This is a genomic window from Salinibacterium sp. GXW1014 (genome assembly GCF_044769865.1).
Taxonomy (GTDB): domain Bacteria; phylum Actinomycetota; class Actinomycetes; order Actinomycetales; family Microbacteriaceae; genus Homoserinimonas.
In genome coordinates this window covers 1,142,416-1,158,226 of sequence record NZ_JBIZWA010000001.1, presented here as the reverse complement: position 1 = coordinate 1,158,226, position 15,811 = coordinate 1,142,416, and the positions used below count along the sequence as shown (strand labels likewise).

The following is a 15,811-nucleotide window of genomic DNA, read 5'->3' as shown; positions in this document are numbered from 1 at the left end:
GTCAAGTGTCTCACCCCGGGGCACTCACCCCGCGAGCAGCCGCTGCCCCACCTTGTAGCCGGCACCCTTGTGCGACTCGGGGAGCGAGTCGCCCGCCCCGAAGAGCTTGTTGCGCAGCGTGCCCTCTGCGTACTCCGTGGGGTAGAGCCCGCGCGCCTGCAGCACGGGAATCACGTGCTCGACGATGTCCTCGAAGGTGCCCGGCGTGACGGCGTAGGCGAGGTTGAAGCCGTCGACATCCGTCTCCTCGACCCACTCCTGCAGCTGGTCGGCGATCTCCTCGCCCGAACCGACGATGGTCGGCCCGAGTCCGCCAATGGCGTTCTCGAGGGCGAGCTCGCGGAGGGTGCGCACGCGACCGTCCTCGCCCGCCCGCCGCACGTTCTCGAGGCTCGACTGGATCGCGTTGCTCTTGACGTTGCCGATGGGCTCGTCGAGGTCGAACTGCGACAGGTCGATGCCCATCCATCCCGACATGAAGACGAGCGCACCCTCGGGGCTCGCGTAGGAACGGTATTCCTCGTATTTCGCCTGCGCGGCTTCGGGCGTCGCATCCGTCACGACGGTCAGGAGCGTGTAGATGCGGGCCGAGTGGCGGTCGCGACCGGCGGCCTCGAGGGCGTCACGGATGCACCCGACCGTCTCCTTGAGGGCGGTCTTGTGCGGTGCCGCCACGAAGATGGCTTCCGCGTTGCCCGCCGCGAACTCGATGCCGCGCGACGATGCACCCGCCTGGTAGATCACGGGAGTGCGCTGCGGCGACGGCTCCGAGATGTGGATGCCCGGGACCGTGAAGTACTTGCCCTCGTGCCCGATGTCGTGCACCTTCGACGGGTCGGTGAACACGCCGGACTCGCGGTCGACGACGACCGCGTCATCCTCCCAGGAGCCCTCCCACAGCTTGTAGAGCACCTCGAGGTATTCGTCGGCGTGGGCGTAGCGCTCGTCGTGCTCCATCTGGTCGTCGTGCCCCATGTTGCGGGCGGCGCTCGGCAGGTAGCCCGTGACGACGTTCCAGCCAACCCGGCCGTTCGTCAGATGATCAAGGGTCGTCATGCGGCGCGCGAAGGGGTACGGATGCTCGTAGGCCGTTCCGGCGGTCACCCCGAAGCCGAGGTGCTCCGTGACGGATGCCATCGCCGAGACGAGCATGAGCGGGTCGTTGACGGGAACCTGCGCGCCGTGCTTGATGGGCGCCTCATTGCTGCCGCCGTAGACGTCGTAGGTGCCGAGGACGTCAGCGATGAAGATGCCGTCGAAACGGCCGCGCTCGAGAAGCTTGGCCAGCTCGGTCCAGTAGCTGAGCTTGTTGTAGTCGCGCGAGCGGTCCTGCGGGTGACGCCACAGGCCGGATGCCTGGTGGGCGACACAGTTCATGTCGAAGGCGTTGAAACGGATCTGTCGGGTCATGGGCTCGGCCTTTCGCTCGGGACACCATGCTGCGCCGCCGTCACGCAAAGTGCGAGCAGCCGCGAAACAGTTCGTCATCGAGTGCTTTCAGAATTCAGGACCGCACGGTGATCAGGCCGGAACGGCCAGTCGCCCGTGTGCGGTCCTGAATTCTGAAAGTCGTGGGGGCGAACGAGGGGCCTGCATGCGGGAGGCGCCATGCAGTGGGTTTCCGAGAAAAGGTTCACCCCGCAGCATCCGCTCGGCAGGATGGGCGCATGACCGAGAAGACGATGCTCGCTGGCCGCCTGACGATCTCGACCCGGGAGTTCGCGCTCGAGCGCATCCCCGTGCCCACCCCTGCCGCGGGCGAGGTACTCGTGAAGGTGGGTGCTGCCGGGGTGTGCCTCTCCGACGCGCACCTGATCGACGGCATCCTGAACCCCTCGCTCCTGCAGGGAGACGTCGTCACGCTCGGTCACGAGGTCGCGGGCACGGTCGACACCTTGGGGGCGGATGTCGCGGGGTGGCAGCCCGGCGACCGCGTCATCGTCAAGGCGGGCATGAGCCGCGGCACCGAGGTGCACACGATGGGCGTCGACTACGACGGCGGATGGGCCGAGTACCTCGTCGCCCCGCAGGAGAACCTCGTCGCGATCCCGAACGCCATGCCCTTTGAGCAGGCCGCCATCATCCCCGATGCGGTGTCGACACCGTGGAGCGCGATCGACCACACGGCGCAGGTGCGCCCCGGCCAGGCGGTCGGCGTGTGGGGCGTCGGCGGGCTCGGCGCGCACGCCGTGCAGCTGCTGCGCCTCGCGGGCGCCGCGCCCATCATCGCGATCGACCCCCTCGCGGAGGCCCGCGGCCGCGCCGCGGAGTTCGGCGCCGATGTCGTGCTCGACCCCAGCGACCCGGAGTTCCGCCAGAAGGTGCGGGATGCGACGCGCGGCACAGGCCTCGATGTCGCCTTCGACTTCGCGGGCGTCGATGCCGTGCGCGCCCAGGCGATCTCCTCACTCGGCGTGGGCGGCAAGCTCGTGCTCGTGGGCCTCAGCGGTACGCCCATCACGATTGCGAACAGCAACAAGTTCACCCACATGCGCAAGAGCATCCTCGGCCACTACGGCTCTGAGGACCACCACGTCGAGCAGCTCGTAGACCTCGTCGCCCAGGGCAGGGTCGAGTTCGCCCGCTCGGTCAGCGCACGCGTGCCGCTCTCAGCAGCGCACGACGCCATCCGGATGCTCGAAGAAAAGGAAGGCAACCCCATCCGCATCGTGCTCATCCCCTAGCCTTCGAGCTCGTGAGATGAGCGCGGAGTGAGCCCGCTCAGGACTTGAAGTAGACGAGCTGGTGCGTGGTCGCGAGTAGCTGGCCGTCGTGACCCCAGATCGTGGCCGACTGGTCGAAGAAGCCGTTGTTGAAGCGGTGGCCCTTTGCCGTGGCCAGCAGATAGTCGTCGCCCTGGGCAGCAAGAGCCGCGGCATCCGCGTGGAAATAGATGGTGAGTGTCACGGTGCCGGCGGGCGTCATCTGGCCGCTGCGCAGGTAGATGCGCGGGTAGAAGATGTCACACAGGCCCGCCAGCGACGTGAAGTCGAGAGGCCTCGCGGGGGAATCGCGCATCCACAGGGTCGACGACGAACTCTCCTGTTGGGCACCCGGCGTCATGATGCCGTCGATGAAGCGCATCTCATAGTTACCGGCCCAGACGACGATGTCGGGCATCCGCTGCTGCTCGAGGCTCTCGGGCGCGGGCGCACCAGGGGCGGGGGTCTCGCTGTCTGACCAGGTCTCGCGGCGCTGCCCGAAGACGGCGGTCGCGGTCGTGGCGATGGCACCGCCCTGGGTGATGGCCAGCGACCAGTGTTGGGTCGAGCGGTTGGTGCGCACGGGCACTGCCTCGATCTCGAACTCACCGTCGGCGACCGGCCCGGCGAAGTTGACCGTGAGCGAGAGTGGCGCGCCCAACACGTCCGGATGCTGCTCGACCGCGCGCAGGAGCGTCGCCGCCGTGATGCCCCCAAAGGGGCCCACCATGTTGGCGTAGGCGGGATGCGTGTGGCCGCGGAAGCGTCCGTCGCCAAGTGCTTCGAGTGCGACGGCGTCGTCGAAAACGTGGGAAGTCATCCCAGCAGCGTATTCGGTGGCGCCTCCGCCACCCGACTGCGGATCGCGGCGACCACCGCGGCGGGCGCCTCCTCCGACACCCAGTGCGAGACGCCGTCGAGCACGATCAGGCGGTAATCCCCTTCAACGTGCTGCTCGCAGCGCCGGGCGGCCACCTCGCCGAGCGCGGGGTCACTCGTGCTCCAGAGGTAGGTGGTGGGCACCGTGACGGCGGGGATCTCGCCGAACTCGCGCGTCATCGCGCAGTACCAGTTGAGCGCCGCGAGCAGTGCCCCCGGCTCGCTGAGGTGGGCGACATACTCGTCAACCGCCTCCTTGGCGATGTGCGTGCCGAAGAGCGCCCGGAAGGCCGCCGCGTTGGCCTTGAGCAGCGTCTTCTCCGCCTTGCCCGGATCGCGGAACAGCGTGATGTAGGCCGAGCGGCGTTGCTGGTCGGGGTCGTTGTCGATCGCCCAGGTGAGCGACACCGGGTGAGGCACCGAGACTGCGACGAGCGAACGGACCCGCTCCGGATGCCACGCCGCGGCCGCCCAGGCGACGGAGGCACCCCAGTCGTGGCCGGCCAGGTGCGCCGAGTCGAGGCCGAGCGCCTCCATGAGGCCGAGCACGTCGGCGACGAGTTCCTTGATGTCGTACTCGTGCGCGCCGACCGGGCGGGCACCCGGCGAGTAGCCGCGCTGGTCGGGGGCGATGACCCGCAGCCCGTCGGCGGCGAGTTGCTCGGCGACGGCCGTCCAACTGCGCGAGGTCTCGGGAAAGCCGTGCAGGAGCATGACCGGGGTGCCGTCTTCGGGGCCTGCCACGCGCACGTCGAAGACGAGGTCGCCCAGTGCCACAGGCATCCGCTCGAACATGGCCTACACCTCCACCGCGTAGTCGAGAGTGAGGTCGGCGGCATTCTGGCCCCGGATGCCCCAATTGACCCTTGGGGTCTCGCTGATCGTGATCTCAAGACTGTGTGGCTGGATGCCGATCGTCTGGATGCGTGCGAAGAGTTCCGCGATGAGCGCCCGCTTTGCCGCCTCGGAGCGACCCTCGAACATGGAGATCTCGACGATCGTGTAGTCGTCGCCCCGGTCATCCGGGTGCACGAAGTCCTCGCGGTCGAGGGCAATGAAGCGGTGGAAGCGCTTCTCGGGTGGGTAGCCGAGAGAGGCCATGACGGCGCCGTGGATCGCGTCGCTGAGTGCTTCTCGCCGACCGTCAAGAGCCTCGCGATGGGCGTAGACGAGTACCTGTGCCATTGCACGACGATAGCGGCCGGGGGCGGCCACCGGCGCGTTGCGTTGTGTGACGACACGATTCGAGCGAGATCGTCCGTAGACGTACTTTGGGGACGTGAGCACCAGCACGAACATCCGCGAACTCCTCGTTGAGACCCGCAGCTATCCCGCGCCCGCGCACATCGCGGCGAGCGCCAATGTCTCCGCCGAAGCGTGGGCGGATGCCGCGGCCGACCCGATCGCGTTCTGGGAGGCCGCCGCCGCGAGGCTCGACTGGCACGAGCCCTGGCACACGGCGCACACGTGGGAACCCGCGCTTCGCGAGGACGGCACGCTCCAGCCGCCGAAGGCCGAGTGGTTCGCGGGGGGCCGCCTGAACGTCGCCGTGAACTGTGTCGACCGGCACGTGGCATCCGGTGCCGGCGACAAGGTCGCGTATCACTTCGAGGGTGAACCCGGCGATACCCGCACGATCACGTATGCCGAGCTGCAGCGGGAGGTCGCAAAGGCCGCACACGCACTGACGGAACTCGGCATCGGGCCGGGCGACCGGGTCGTCGTCTACCTGCCTGTCATCCCCGAGACGACCATCATCACGCTGGCGATCGCCCGCGTCGGGGCCGTGCATTCGCTCGTGTTCGGCGGGTTCAGCGCGGAGGCGCTCAGGTTCCGCATCGAGGACACGGGCGCGAAGCTGCTCGTCACAAGCGACGGGCAGTTCCGCCGCGGCAAGGCCGTGCCCGTCAAGGCGGCGTCTGACGAGGCGGCGAGCGGCGAGAACCAGCTCGAGCACGTGCTCGTCGTCAAGCGCACGGGCTTCATAGAAGGCGCCGAAGCGGATGTCCCGTGGACGCCCGGCCGCGACGTCTGGTGGCACGACGTGGTCGACCGGCAGCCCGAGGTGCACGAGCCCGAATACTTCGACTCCGAGCATCCGCTCTTCATCATCTACACGTCCGGCACGACGGGAAAGCCCAAGGGCCTCGTGCACACGAGCGGCGGCTACCTCGCGCAGACCTCGTGGAGCCACTGGGCGATCTTCGACAGCAAGCCCGACGACGTGTACTGGTGCACGGCTGACCTCGCCTGGGTGACCGCCCACACCTACGCGATCTACGGTCCGCTCTCGAACGGCGTCACCCAGGTCATGTACGAGGGCACGCCCGACACCCCCGCGCCCGGCCGCCACTTCGAGATCATCGAACGCTATGGCGTGACCGTCTACTACACGGCGCCGACGCTCATCCGCACCTACATGACGTGGTTCCCGGATGGGCTGACGGGCTATGACCTGTCGAGCATCCGCCTGCTCGGATCGGTCGGTGAGGCGATCAACCCGGAGGCGTGGGTGTGGTTCCGCGAGAACATCGGTGCGGGGCAGGCCCCCATCGTCGACACCTGGTGGCAGTCCGAGACGGGCTCGGCGATCATGGCGCCGCTCCCCGGCGTGACCACCCTCAAGCCCGGCTCGGTCAGCCGCGCCCTGCCCGGCCTGAGCACCCGCGTCGTCGATGACCACGGTGCGGATGTCGCACCCGGTGCCGGCGGCTACCTTGTCGTCGAGGGCACCTGGCCGTCCATGGCCCGCACGGTCTGGGGCAACCCGCAGCGCTACCTCGACTCCTACTGGGCGCGCTTCGCCAAGCAGGGATTCTTCTTCTCCGGCGACGGCGGCAAAGCGGATGCCGACGGTGACATGTGGGTGCTCGGCCGCGTCGACGACGTCATCAACGTCTCGGGCCACCGCCTCTCGACGATCGAGATCGAGTCGTCGCTCGTCGCGCATCCGCTCGTCGGCGAAGCGGGGGTGACGAAGGCGACGGATGCCACGACCGGCGAGGCCATCGCCGCCTTCGTCGTGCCCGCCCGCACGATCGACCACGACGAGCTCGCGGCAATCCTGCGCGCGCACATCGCGCGCGAGATCGGACCCGTCGCGAAACCGCGCGACATCGTCATCGTGCCCGATCTGCCGAAGACCCGCTCCGGCAAGATCATGCGGCGACTGCTGGGCGACATCATCGACGGGCGGCCGCTCGGCGACGTCACCTCACTGCAGGATTCGACGGTGCCCGGCATGATCGCTGCGATTGTGGAAAGCAGCGACGATCACCGGGCTGGCGAGTAGGATCAGCCCCGTGATTGACGACGCGGAAGTGACGACGAGCCCTGTCGTAAACACGATCTACGCGCACCTCCTGGGTGCCATCTCCGAGGGCACCCTCGAACCGGGCGATCGCATCAGCGACGCCCAGCTCGCAGGCGAGTTCGGGGTCTCGCGCACCCCCGTGCGCGAAGCGATCCAGCGCTTGCGCGATATCGGAGTGATCGAGGCATCCGCGAACCGTTTCACGCGCGTCGCTGTCGTCACTCCCCCGCAGACCGCGAAGGCGATGACGGTGTGGGTGGCCCTCTACTCCGCGCTCGTCCTCGAGGTCATCACGGAGCCCAACCCCGAGCTCGCCGAGCGCATGGAGCGCGACCACGACGAGTTCAACGCAAGCCTCGCGTCGGGCGACTTCGTCGGCATGGCCCGCGCCAACTTCGCCTTCTTCGACCGCCTCGCACACCTCACCACCAACGAGGTGCTCGCCCGCTCGATCACGAGCGTCGTGCACATGGTGCGCCTCGGGTCGATGCACCTGCCGGAGGCAATCGACGTCTCCCGGCTCTCGCGCCTGCAGAGTGAGCTCCTCGCCGCCATCAGGGTGGGAGACCGGGATGCTGCGGTGGCTGTGATCGCGGGACTGCGCGACATCCGCATTCCGCAGGACTGACGCCAGCCGCAGGGGTGGCATTCACGGGACCCCACGCCTAGCCTCTCGGTATGGCACGATTCGACGTTGACGGCGCCTCGATCCACTACGAGACCGACGGGGACCCCGCCGCCCCCGCGCTCCTCCTGATCCATGCCGGCATCGCGACGCTCCGTATGTGGGACCCGGTCGTGCCCGCGCTCGCCGTCGATCACCATGTGATCCGGTTCGACTGCCGTGGCTTCGGCGAGACGACAAGCGACGACGTCGAGTTCTCGAACCGTGCCGACGCAATCGCCCTCCTCGACCACGTCAAGGTCGACCGGGCGACCCTCGTGGGGTGCTCGCGCGGCGGCCAGATCGCGCTCGACACGGCGGTCGAGTACCCGTCGCGTGTGAGCGGCGTCGTGACGGTCGGTGGCGGGGTGAGCGGATTTCCCGACATCGAGCTCACGGCGGAGGAGGACGAGGTCGTCGACCGCATGGACGTGGCCTTCGAGCAGGCCGAGTGGGAGACGCTGAACCGCCTCGAGGTCGAGCTCTGGGCACTCGGGGTGCGCCGTGACCAGGGCTCGCTCGACCCCGACTTCGTGCGCGCGGCCTACCAGCTGAACCAGCCGAACCTCGCGCACGTGCTCGAGAAGCCTGTGCCCGTGCCGCTCGAGCCGCCCGCCTACGACCGGCTTGTCGACGTGACGGTGCCCGCGCTCGTCATGGTGGGCGACCACGATCTCAGCGAGGTGCTCGTCAACTACGAGTACCAGTTGTCGGCCCTGCCGAATGCGGATGGGGTGCGGTTCCCCGACACGGCGCACCTCCCCTCGGTCGAGCAGCCAGAGGAATTCGTGCGGGTGCTGCGGCGCTGGCTCGCCGAGCACGACCTCTGAGCCCCGGCCCTCTCCTAATTCAGGACTTGGCTCTCACAATTCAGGAGGTCCTGAATTAGGAGAGCAAAGTCCCGAGTTGTGAACGTCAGCAGGGCGGCGTAGTCCGGGTGACGGATGCCGCGGCATCCGCTGCTCGCTAGCCTTGAGGGATGACTGACGACTGGGTGCGGCCGCTGCCCGACAGCGCCGGCGTGCGCCGGGACGCCCTCGGGGCGCTCGCGATGGCGATCGGCGCGACGCTGAGCCTCATGCTCTACACGCGCGTCGGCATGTTCGAGGAGCCGGCGCCCGTCTGGCTCAGTGCGATCGTCATCGCGGCGCTCACCCTGCCGCTCGCACTGCGTCGCCGCTACCCCGAGGCGGTCGTCGTGGTCGTCGCGATCGCCTTCTACCTCGGCCAGCAGTTCGCGGTGCCCGAACTGCTCGTGAGCCAGATCGTCATGTTCGTTGCGATCTACAGCGTCGGCGCATGGTCACGCAGTCGCCGGGCCGCCAACATCGTGCGCCTACTCATCGTGGTCTTCATGTTCGGCTGGGTCGCCGTCAACCTCATCATCACCGTCAGTGACCCTGAACTGCTGCCGGATGTCTCGCGCTCGGGCGTCTTCTCGGCGTTCGCTTCATTCGCGCTCATCAACTTCGCCACCAACGTGCTCTACTTCGGTGGCGCCTGGTACTTCGGCAACCACATGTGGGCGGCCGCCCGGGAGCGCGCCGAGCTGCGGCGCCGCACGGCCGAGCTGGCCGAGGAGCGGGAGCACAGCATGCATCAGGCCGTCGCGCTCGACCGCGTGCGCATCGCCCGCGAACTGCACGATGTCGTCGCCCACCACGTCTCCGTCATGGGTGTGCAGGCGGGCGCGGCCCGGCGCGTGCTCGAGCGGGACCCCGCCATGGCGAGCGAGTCACTCGAGGTCATCGAGTCGAGCGCCCGCTCCGCCGTCGACGAGCTGCACCGCCTGCTCACGACCCTGCGCGATCCCGGCTCCGCCGAGGCGGGAGAGACGGATGCCGCGGCCGAGGCCTCCTCGACGCGCGGTCTCGAGCAGCTCGAGCAGCTCGTCGAGTCCACTCGCGCGGCGGGTACCCCCACGTCGCTTGTGATCGTCGGGGAACCGCACCCCGTCACCACCATCGTCGGCTTCACGCTCTACCGCGTTGCGCAGGAGGCCCTGACCAATGTGCGCAAACACGCGGGCGACGGGGCGACAGCGGAGGTGCGCCTGCGTTACCTCGGCGACCGCGTCGAACTGGAGGTCACCGACACTGGACTCGGACGCGGCCTCAGCCGAGGACGCGGCTCAGGGCTTGGACACCTCGGCATGCGGGAGCGTCTCACCGCCGTCGGCGGCACCCTCGAGACCGGTCCCCGCTCGCGTGGCGGCTATCTCGTGCGCGCCGTCGTTCCCCTCGGCGGCACCGCGGCACCCCAGCCCGTGCTCGCGGGGGCGACCGCGTGACCCGCGTGCTGCTGGTCGACGACCAGGACCTCGTGCGGGCCGGATTCAAGACCATCCTGCAGAGCGAGCCCGGCATCGAGGTCGTCGGCGAAGCCGCCAACGGCGCCGACGCGATCGAGCGGGCGCGCGAACTCCAGCCCGACGTGATCTGCATGGACGTGCAGATGCCGGGGATGGACGGGCTCGAGGCGACGCGGATGCTCGTGGCCGACGCATCCGTCACCGCCGGGGTGCTCATCCTCACGACCTTCGACCGCGATGACTACCTGTTCGAGGCGCTGCAGGCCGGGGCATCCGGGTTCCTGCTGAAGAACGCCCGCGCCGAGGAACTCATCGACGCCGTCACGATCGTCGCCCGCGGGGATGCCCTGCTCTCGCCGACCGTGACGAGGCGCGTCATCTCGAGGTTCACGGCGGAGCCGCCCGCGGCAGCCGCGGCTCCCGCGAAGACCGTCGACACCGAGGCCGTGCGCGACCTCACCGATCGCGAACTCGAGGTGCTGCAGCTCATGGCCGCCGGACTCTCGAACTCCGAGATCGCCGGCAGGCTCTACGTCGGCGAGGCGACCGTCAAGACCCACGTGTCGAAGGTGCTCATGAAGCTCGGACTGCGCGACCGCATCCAGGCGGTCATCTTCGCCTACGAGCACGGCCTCGCCGGCTAGCGCTTTCCTAATTCAGGAGAGTGCCCAGGCGGTCAGGGCCGAAGGCCGAATCGTCTGTGCACTCTCCTGAATTAGGAGAGTCCACTCCTGAATTGGGAAAGGTCATCCGCGCGGGGGAGAGGCGAAACCAGCCGGGCGGCGGATGTCTCGGCCACGCGGCGTCCGTAGCTTGGAGTCATGCTCGAACTCAACTCGATTACCCGCTCCTTCGGCGAGCGCCGGGTGCTGCACGACGTCTCGTTCTCGGTCGCGCGCGGCCGCATGACCGGCTTCGTCGGCGGCAACGGCGCCGGCAAGACCACGACCATGCGCGTCATGATGGGCGTGCTCACGCCTGACTCCGGCACCGTCACGCTCGACGGCCAGCCCATCAGCAAGGATGCCCGCACCCGTTTCGGCTACATGCCGGAGGAGCGCGGCCTCTACCCCAAGATGAAGGTCGCCGAGCAGATCACCTACCTGGGCCGGCTGCACGGTCTCTCGACCGAGCGGGCGAAAGCCAACACGGATGGCCTGCTCGAGCGGCTCGGCCTCGGCGAGCGCGCGAACGACGCCGTCGAGAGCCTCTCGCTCGGCAACCAGCAGCGCGCGCAGATCGCGGCGGCCCTCGTGCACGAGCCGAGCGTGCTCATCCTCGACGAGCCCTTCTCAGGCCTCGACCCGATCGCGGTCGAGGTCGTGCTGAACGTGCTGAAGGACTACGCCTCACAGGGCGCCCCGGTGCTGTTCTCCTCCCACCAGCTCGACATCGTCGAGCGGCTCTGCGACGACCTCGTCGTGATCGCGGATGGCAGCATCCGCGCGAGCGGCTCCCGCGAGGGCCTGCGCGCCGAGCACTCCGGCAACCGCTACGAGCTGCAGGTCGACGGCGACCTCGGCTGGCTGCGTGACGAGCCGGGCGTCGAGGTCGCGGAGTTCGATGGCGGCTACGCCGTGTTCGACGCCGACTCCGCCGACACAGCGCAGCGCGTGCTGCGGCTTGCGATGGCGGCTGGCCCCGTCAAGAACTTCACCCCGCAGCATCCGTCTCTCTCCCAGATTTTCAAGGAGGTCATCCAGTGACCGCGACAACCTCAGACCGCGACATTCGCCCCCTCGGTTTTGCGAGCGCCACCTGGCTGATCGCCGACCGGGAGATTCGGATGCGGCTGCGCAGCAAGGCGTTCCTCATCAGCACGGCGATCCTCGTGCTGGGCATCGTCGCCGCCGTCGTCGTCGGCGGCATCATGAGCGCCAACCCGTCGCTGACCCGGGTCGCGGCGGTCGGCCAGGGCGTTGCCGTGGCCGAGGCCTCCGGAGCCTTGGAGGTCACGGAGGTCGCATCACGCGCCGAAGCCGAGCAACTGCTGCGTGATGAGGAGGTCGAGGCGGCCGTGATCCCCGCCGACGCCCCCACTGGCGTCGAGGTGCTCGCGCTCACGGAGGCGCCAAGCGACGTGCTGCAACTGCTCAGCGTCACGCCAGAGGTCGTGCTGCTCGAGGAGAGCGAGGGCCCAGACGGCTTCCTGGTCTACCTCGTCGCGTTGGCCTTCGGCTTCGTGTTCCTCAGCTCCGCCATGACCTTCGGCATGGCCATCGCCCAGAGTGTCGTGGAAGAGAAGCAGACCCGAATCGTGGAGATCCTGCTGGCGACCGTCTCGCCGAAGGCGCTCCTCGCGGGCAAGGTCATCGGCAACAGCATCCTGGCGCTCGGCCAGATCGTGCTGATCGCGGCTGCGGCCGGTGTCGGGATGCTCGCATCCGGTCAGGACATCCTGCTCGCCGAGGTGGGGCCGTCGCTCGTGTGGTTCGTGGTGTTCTTCCTCTTCGGCTTCGTGCTCCTCGCCGCACTCTTCGCCGCGGCCGCCGCGCTCGTGTCGCGACAGGAGGACATGGGCGTCACGACCGCGCCGCTCGTCTACCTCGTGATGATCCCCTACTTCTTGGTCATCTTCTTCAACGACAACCCGCTCGTGCTCGGCATCATGTCGTACGTGCCCTTCTCGGCACCCGTCGGCATGCCCATGCGTGTGTTCATGGGTTGGGCCGAATGGTGGGAGCCGCTGCTCTCGCTCGCGATCCTCCTCGGCGCGACCGCCCTCATCATCATGCTGGGCGCGCGCATCTACGAGAACGGGCTGCTGCGCATGGGTTCGCGCGTGAAGCTCAAGGAGGCGCTGAAGGGCTGACCTGCCAGACTTGACGGATGCGACTCCACGACCCTGAGCAGCGTCACTTTGCCAGCGACAACTACGCGGGGGTGCATCCCGAGTTGCTCGCCGCGATCGCGGAGGCGAATGGCGGCCACGAGAGTTCCTATGGGGCGGATGCCTACACGGCACACCTGCAGGGCGTCATGCGCCGCCACTTCGGCGACACGGCCGAGGCGTTCCCCGTCTTCAACGGCACGGGTGCCAATGTGGTCGCCCTCACGAGCATGCTCCCCCGCTGGGGTGCCGTCATCACTGCCGGCACGGCGCACGTCAACACCGACGAGAACGGCGCCCCCGAGCGGGTCTCGGGCATCAAGCTCCTCACGGTCGACACCCCCGACGGCAAGCTCACCCCCGAACTGATCGACCGGCAGGCGGGCGGCCGCGGCGACGAGCACCGCGCCCAGCCGCTCGTCGTGAGCGTCACGCAGTCGACCGAACTCGGCACCGTCTACACGCCGGAAGAGCTGCGCGCCGTGTGCGAGCATGCCCACTCCCTCGGGATGCGCGTGCACCTCGACGGGGCCCGCCTCGCGAACGCCGCGGCATCCCTCGATGTGCCACTGCGCGCACTGACGACGGATGCGGGCGTCGACGTCGTGAGCTTCGGCGGCACCAAGAACGGGCTGCTGTTCGGCGAGGCCGTCGTGGTGCTGAGCCCCGAGGCATCCGTCGGCATCCCCTACATCCGCAAGTACACGATGCAGTTGCCGTCGAAGATGCGCTTCGTGTCGGCCCAGCTCATTGCGCTGCTGGAAGGCGAGCTCTGGCTGCGGTCGGCGCAGCACGCCAACGCGATGGCGGCGCGACTTCGCGAGCAGCTCGAGGGCGTCGTCGAGTTCACGCAGGCGACCGATGCCAACGCGCTCTTTGCGATTGTGCCGACGGATGCCGCAGCTCGCCTCCGCGAGACGCACCACTTCTACGACTGGGATGCCGCCCGCGGTGAGGTGCGCTGGATGACCTCGTGGGACACGACGGAGGCCGACGTCGGCGCCTTCGCGCGCGACATCCGCTCGGTCTTCGGGGCTAGCGCGAGCTGAGCGCCCGCTCGATCGCGTCGCCGATGTGGTCGCGCATGCTGAGCGTCCAGGTCACGGTGAGGTGGTCCTGGTCGCGGTAGACGTTGGCGCCGCTCACAACGGGGAAGCACTCCTCGTCGTCGCAGTAGAGCTCGGTCAGGTCGAGGAGCTCGGATGCCTCGGCTCCCGCCAGCGCGATCGGGTCACGCTCGACCAACACGCTGTCGCGCGGCTCGGTGCAGGCTGAGGCGTCGTTCTGGCGCAGGCACTTGTTGGGGTCGTCGGCCAGGTCTGGGTTGTCGACAATCGTGACGATGGGGGTGTCTCCGGCCCAGCCCCAGGCCTCCGTGAAGCCGGCGGCCTGCGCATCCGCGTCGGAACCCGGGTAGGGGGTCGTCGCGAGGGCCGCGGTGAAGATCGCGTCGAAGGACTCGCCCGACTCGAGCTCGTCCTGGAGGTTCTGCTTCCAGGCGACGCAGGATGCCGTGAAGGCGGCGCTCGGCCCGCCCACCTCGGCTGCATTCCAGGGGCAGGCGCCCTTGAGATAGGTCGTGAGTGCCCAACCGCGCTCGTCGGCGAGCTGGATCATCGCCTCGATGTACTGGTAGGCGTGGCTGTCGCCGATGAGGGCGATGCGCGGGGCATCCGCCTCGTCGCTGCCGAACTCACAACCGACGAGCTCTGAGTTGTTGAGCTGCACGAAGCAGTCCTCGTGCTCGGGGGAGTCGGCGTTGCCGAAGCCGGGACTCGGCACGATCATGCCGGCCAGCTCGGGGTTCTCGCAGCCGTCGAGCGAGAGGGCGCCGAAGCACTCGGGGAAGTCCTCGCGGATCGCCTGGAGTTCGGCCGCCGCGGCCTCGTACTTGGGCTGGTTGACCATGTAGGCGACACCCGCGAAGGCGGCGGAGATCGCCATGAGGATGACGGCGAAGGCGGCCGTGACGCGCGGGCGGCGGCTCGTGAGGAAGCGCCACTGGCGGCCCGGATCCTCCACGAACTTCTTGGTGAGCCAGGCGAGCACGAAGCAGAGCACGAAGAGTGTCAGGCGGTGGGCCGTGCTCAGACCCCAACCGGGCACGTAGGGCGCGATGACGATGAGCGGCCAGTGCCAGAGGTAGAGCGAGTAGGAGATATCACCGATGAAGCGGGCGGGGCGCAGGCTCAGGATGCTGCCCGCCTCCCACCAGCGCTCGGAACGACCGGCGGCGATCACGGCGGCGGCGCCCAGCACGGGCACGAGTGCCATGTAGCCGGGGAACGGCGTCGTCGCGTCGTAGAAGTAGCCCGCCACGAGGATCGCGAAGAGGCCGCCGTAGCCGAGCACGAAGTTTGCCCATGCGCTGCGCGGTCGCAAGGTCGGCAGAAGGGCCAGCATCGCGCCGATCCCGAACTCCCACATGCGCGTGAAGGTGACGAAGTATGCGGGTGCCGGCTCGAGCGCCGTGTAGACGACAGAGAAGACGAGCGAGAGCACGGTGATGACGACGATCGTGCCGATGAGGGCGGCGCGCTGGCCGCTCGCGAAGAACTTGGCTCCCGCGCCGACACCCAGCAGGAGGAGGAGCGGCCACAGCACGTAGAACTGTTCCTCGAGCGAGAGGGTCCAGTAGTGCTGCGCCATCGTCGCGTTGTTGGAGGCGGCGAGGTAGTCGACCGAGTCGGCCGCAAGCAGCCAGTTCTCGAAGTAGAACGTGCTCGCGAGGATCTCGCGCACCGTGTCGCCGAGACCGCTGAGCGGCAGCCAGAGCAGCGTCGCGACCGAGCAGAACACGAGCACGGCGAGGGATGCCGGCAGCAGTCGGCGAGCGCGCCTCGCCCAGAACTGCGGCAGGCTGATGCGCCCCGTGTTCGTCAGCTCACGGACGAGGTGCGCCGTAATGAGGAAGCCCGAGATGACGAAGAAGATATCGACACCGATGTAGCCGCCCGAGAGGCGCCCCGGCCAGAAGTGGAACAGCACCACCAGCAGCACCGCGACCGCGCGCAGGCCCTGGATGTGTGCCTCGAAGTGCTTGGCGGGCGCGGGGCGTTGGCGCCGGCGTTCGGCGAGTGCGTGGCTCATCGTCGGCCACAGTACCAGCGCT

The 15,811-nt window shown here is 68.5% G+C and carries 14 protein-coding genes; 9 read left to right on the top strand and 5 right to left on the bottom strand.

Going from position 1 to position 15,811, the window contains the following annotated elements:
- Positions 1-24: 24 nt before the first annotated feature.
- Positions 25-1,410 (bottom strand): LLM class flavin-dependent oxidoreductase, encoded by a 1,386-nt coding sequence (locus ACIQK7_RS05820; RefSeq protein ID WP_403022159.1) that lies wholly within the window; start codon positions 1,408-1,410, stop codon positions 25-27.
- A 257-nt stretch (positions 1,411-1,667) separates the two neighbouring features.
- Between ACIQK7_RS05820 and ACIQK7_RS05815 the strand changes: the two genes are divergently transcribed.
- Positions 1,668-2,684: a zinc-binding dehydrogenase gene (locus tag ACIQK7_RS05815; protein WP_403022157.1), complete on the top strand. Its 1,017-nt coding sequence runs from the start codon at positions 1,668-1,670 to the stop codon at positions 2,682-2,684.
- A 37-nt stretch (positions 2,685-2,721) separates the two neighbouring features.
- Here ACIQK7_RS05815 and ACIQK7_RS05810 read toward each other — a convergent pair whose 3' ends face one another.
- Genes ACIQK7_RS05810 through ACIQK7_RS05800 form a run of 3 tightly spaced genes read right to left on the bottom strand, consistent with a single transcriptional unit; the run spans position 2,722 to position 4,766 of the window.
- Positions 2,722-3,522, bottom strand: a complete 801-nt coding sequence (locus ACIQK7_RS05810; protein WP_403022156.1) for an acyl-CoA thioesterase — start codon at positions 3,520-3,522, stop codon at positions 2,722-2,724.
- Positions 3,519-4,376: an alpha/beta fold hydrolase gene (locus tag ACIQK7_RS05805; protein WP_403022154.1), complete on the bottom strand. Its 858-nt coding sequence runs from the start codon at positions 4,374-4,376 to the stop codon at positions 3,519-3,521. The genes ACIQK7_RS05810 and ACIQK7_RS05805 overlap by 4 nt, the downstream gene beginning before the upstream one ends.
- A gap of 3 nt (positions 4,377-4,379) precedes the next feature.
- Positions 4,380-4,766, bottom strand: a complete 387-nt coding sequence (locus ACIQK7_RS05800; protein WP_403022152.1) for a tautomerase family protein — start codon at positions 4,764-4,766, stop codon at positions 4,380-4,382.
- Positions 4,767-4,860: 94 nt separating this feature from the next.
- Between ACIQK7_RS05800 and acs the strand changes: the two genes are divergently transcribed.
- From acs to ACIQK7_RS05760, 8 genes are all read left to right on the top strand, one after another.
- Positions 4,861-6,873 carry an acetate--CoA ligase gene (gene acs / locus ACIQK7_RS05795; RefSeq protein ID WP_403022150.1) on the top strand — a complete coding sequence of 671 codons (2,013 nt, stop codon included), beginning with the start codon at positions 4,861-4,863 and terminating at the stop codon, positions 6,871-6,873.
- 10 nt (positions 6,874-6,883) lie between these two features.
- Positions 6,884-7,522: a GntR family transcriptional regulator gene (locus ACIQK7_RS05790; RefSeq protein ID WP_403022148.1), complete on the top strand. Its 639-nt coding sequence runs from the start codon at positions 6,884-6,886 to the stop codon at positions 7,520-7,522.
- A gap of 50 nt (positions 7,523-7,572) precedes the next feature.
- A complete protein-coding gene (locus tag ACIQK7_RS05785) occupies positions 7,573-8,388 on the top strand; it encodes an alpha/beta fold hydrolase (RefSeq protein ID WP_403022146.1) in 816 nt (271 codons plus the stop codon).
- A 149-nt stretch (positions 8,389-8,537) separates the two neighbouring features.
- The gene (locus ACIQK7_RS05780) at positions 8,538-9,848 is read left to right on the top strand and encodes a sensor histidine kinase (protein WP_403022144.1); all 1,311 of its coding nucleotides are present in this window, start codon (positions 8,538-8,540) and stop codon (positions 9,846-9,848) included.
- The gene (locus ACIQK7_RS05775; RefSeq protein ID WP_403022142.1) at positions 9,845-10,513 is read left to right on the top strand and encodes a response regulator; all 669 of its coding nucleotides are present in this window, start codon (positions 9,845-9,847) and stop codon (positions 10,511-10,513) included. The genes ACIQK7_RS05780 and ACIQK7_RS05775 overlap by 4 nt, the downstream gene beginning before the upstream one ends.
- 177 nt (positions 10,514-10,690) lie before the next feature.
- Positions 10,691-11,575, top strand: a complete 885-nt coding sequence (locus ACIQK7_RS05770; RefSeq protein ID WP_403022140.1) for an ABC transporter ATP-binding protein — start codon at positions 10,691-10,693, stop codon at positions 11,573-11,575.
- Positions 11,572-12,681, top strand: a complete 1,110-nt coding sequence (locus tag ACIQK7_RS05765; RefSeq protein ID WP_403022139.1) for an ABC transporter permease — start codon at positions 11,572-11,574, stop codon at positions 12,679-12,681. The genes ACIQK7_RS05770 and ACIQK7_RS05765 overlap by 4 nt, the downstream gene beginning before the upstream one ends.
- Before the next feature lie 17 nt (positions 12,682-12,698).
- Positions 12,699-13,748: a threonine aldolase family protein gene (locus ACIQK7_RS05760; RefSeq protein WP_403022137.1), complete on the top strand. Its 1,050-nt coding sequence runs from the start codon at positions 12,699-12,701 to the stop codon at positions 13,746-13,748.
- Here the strand turns inward: ACIQK7_RS05760 and ACIQK7_RS05755 are convergent.
- Positions 13,735-15,789: an acyltransferase family protein gene (locus ACIQK7_RS05755; protein WP_403022135.1), complete on the bottom strand. Its 2,055-nt coding sequence runs from the start codon at positions 15,787-15,789 to the stop codon at positions 13,735-13,737. The genes ACIQK7_RS05760 and ACIQK7_RS05755 overlap by 14 nt on opposite strands.
- Between the last annotated feature and the right edge of the window lie 22 nt (positions 15,790-15,811).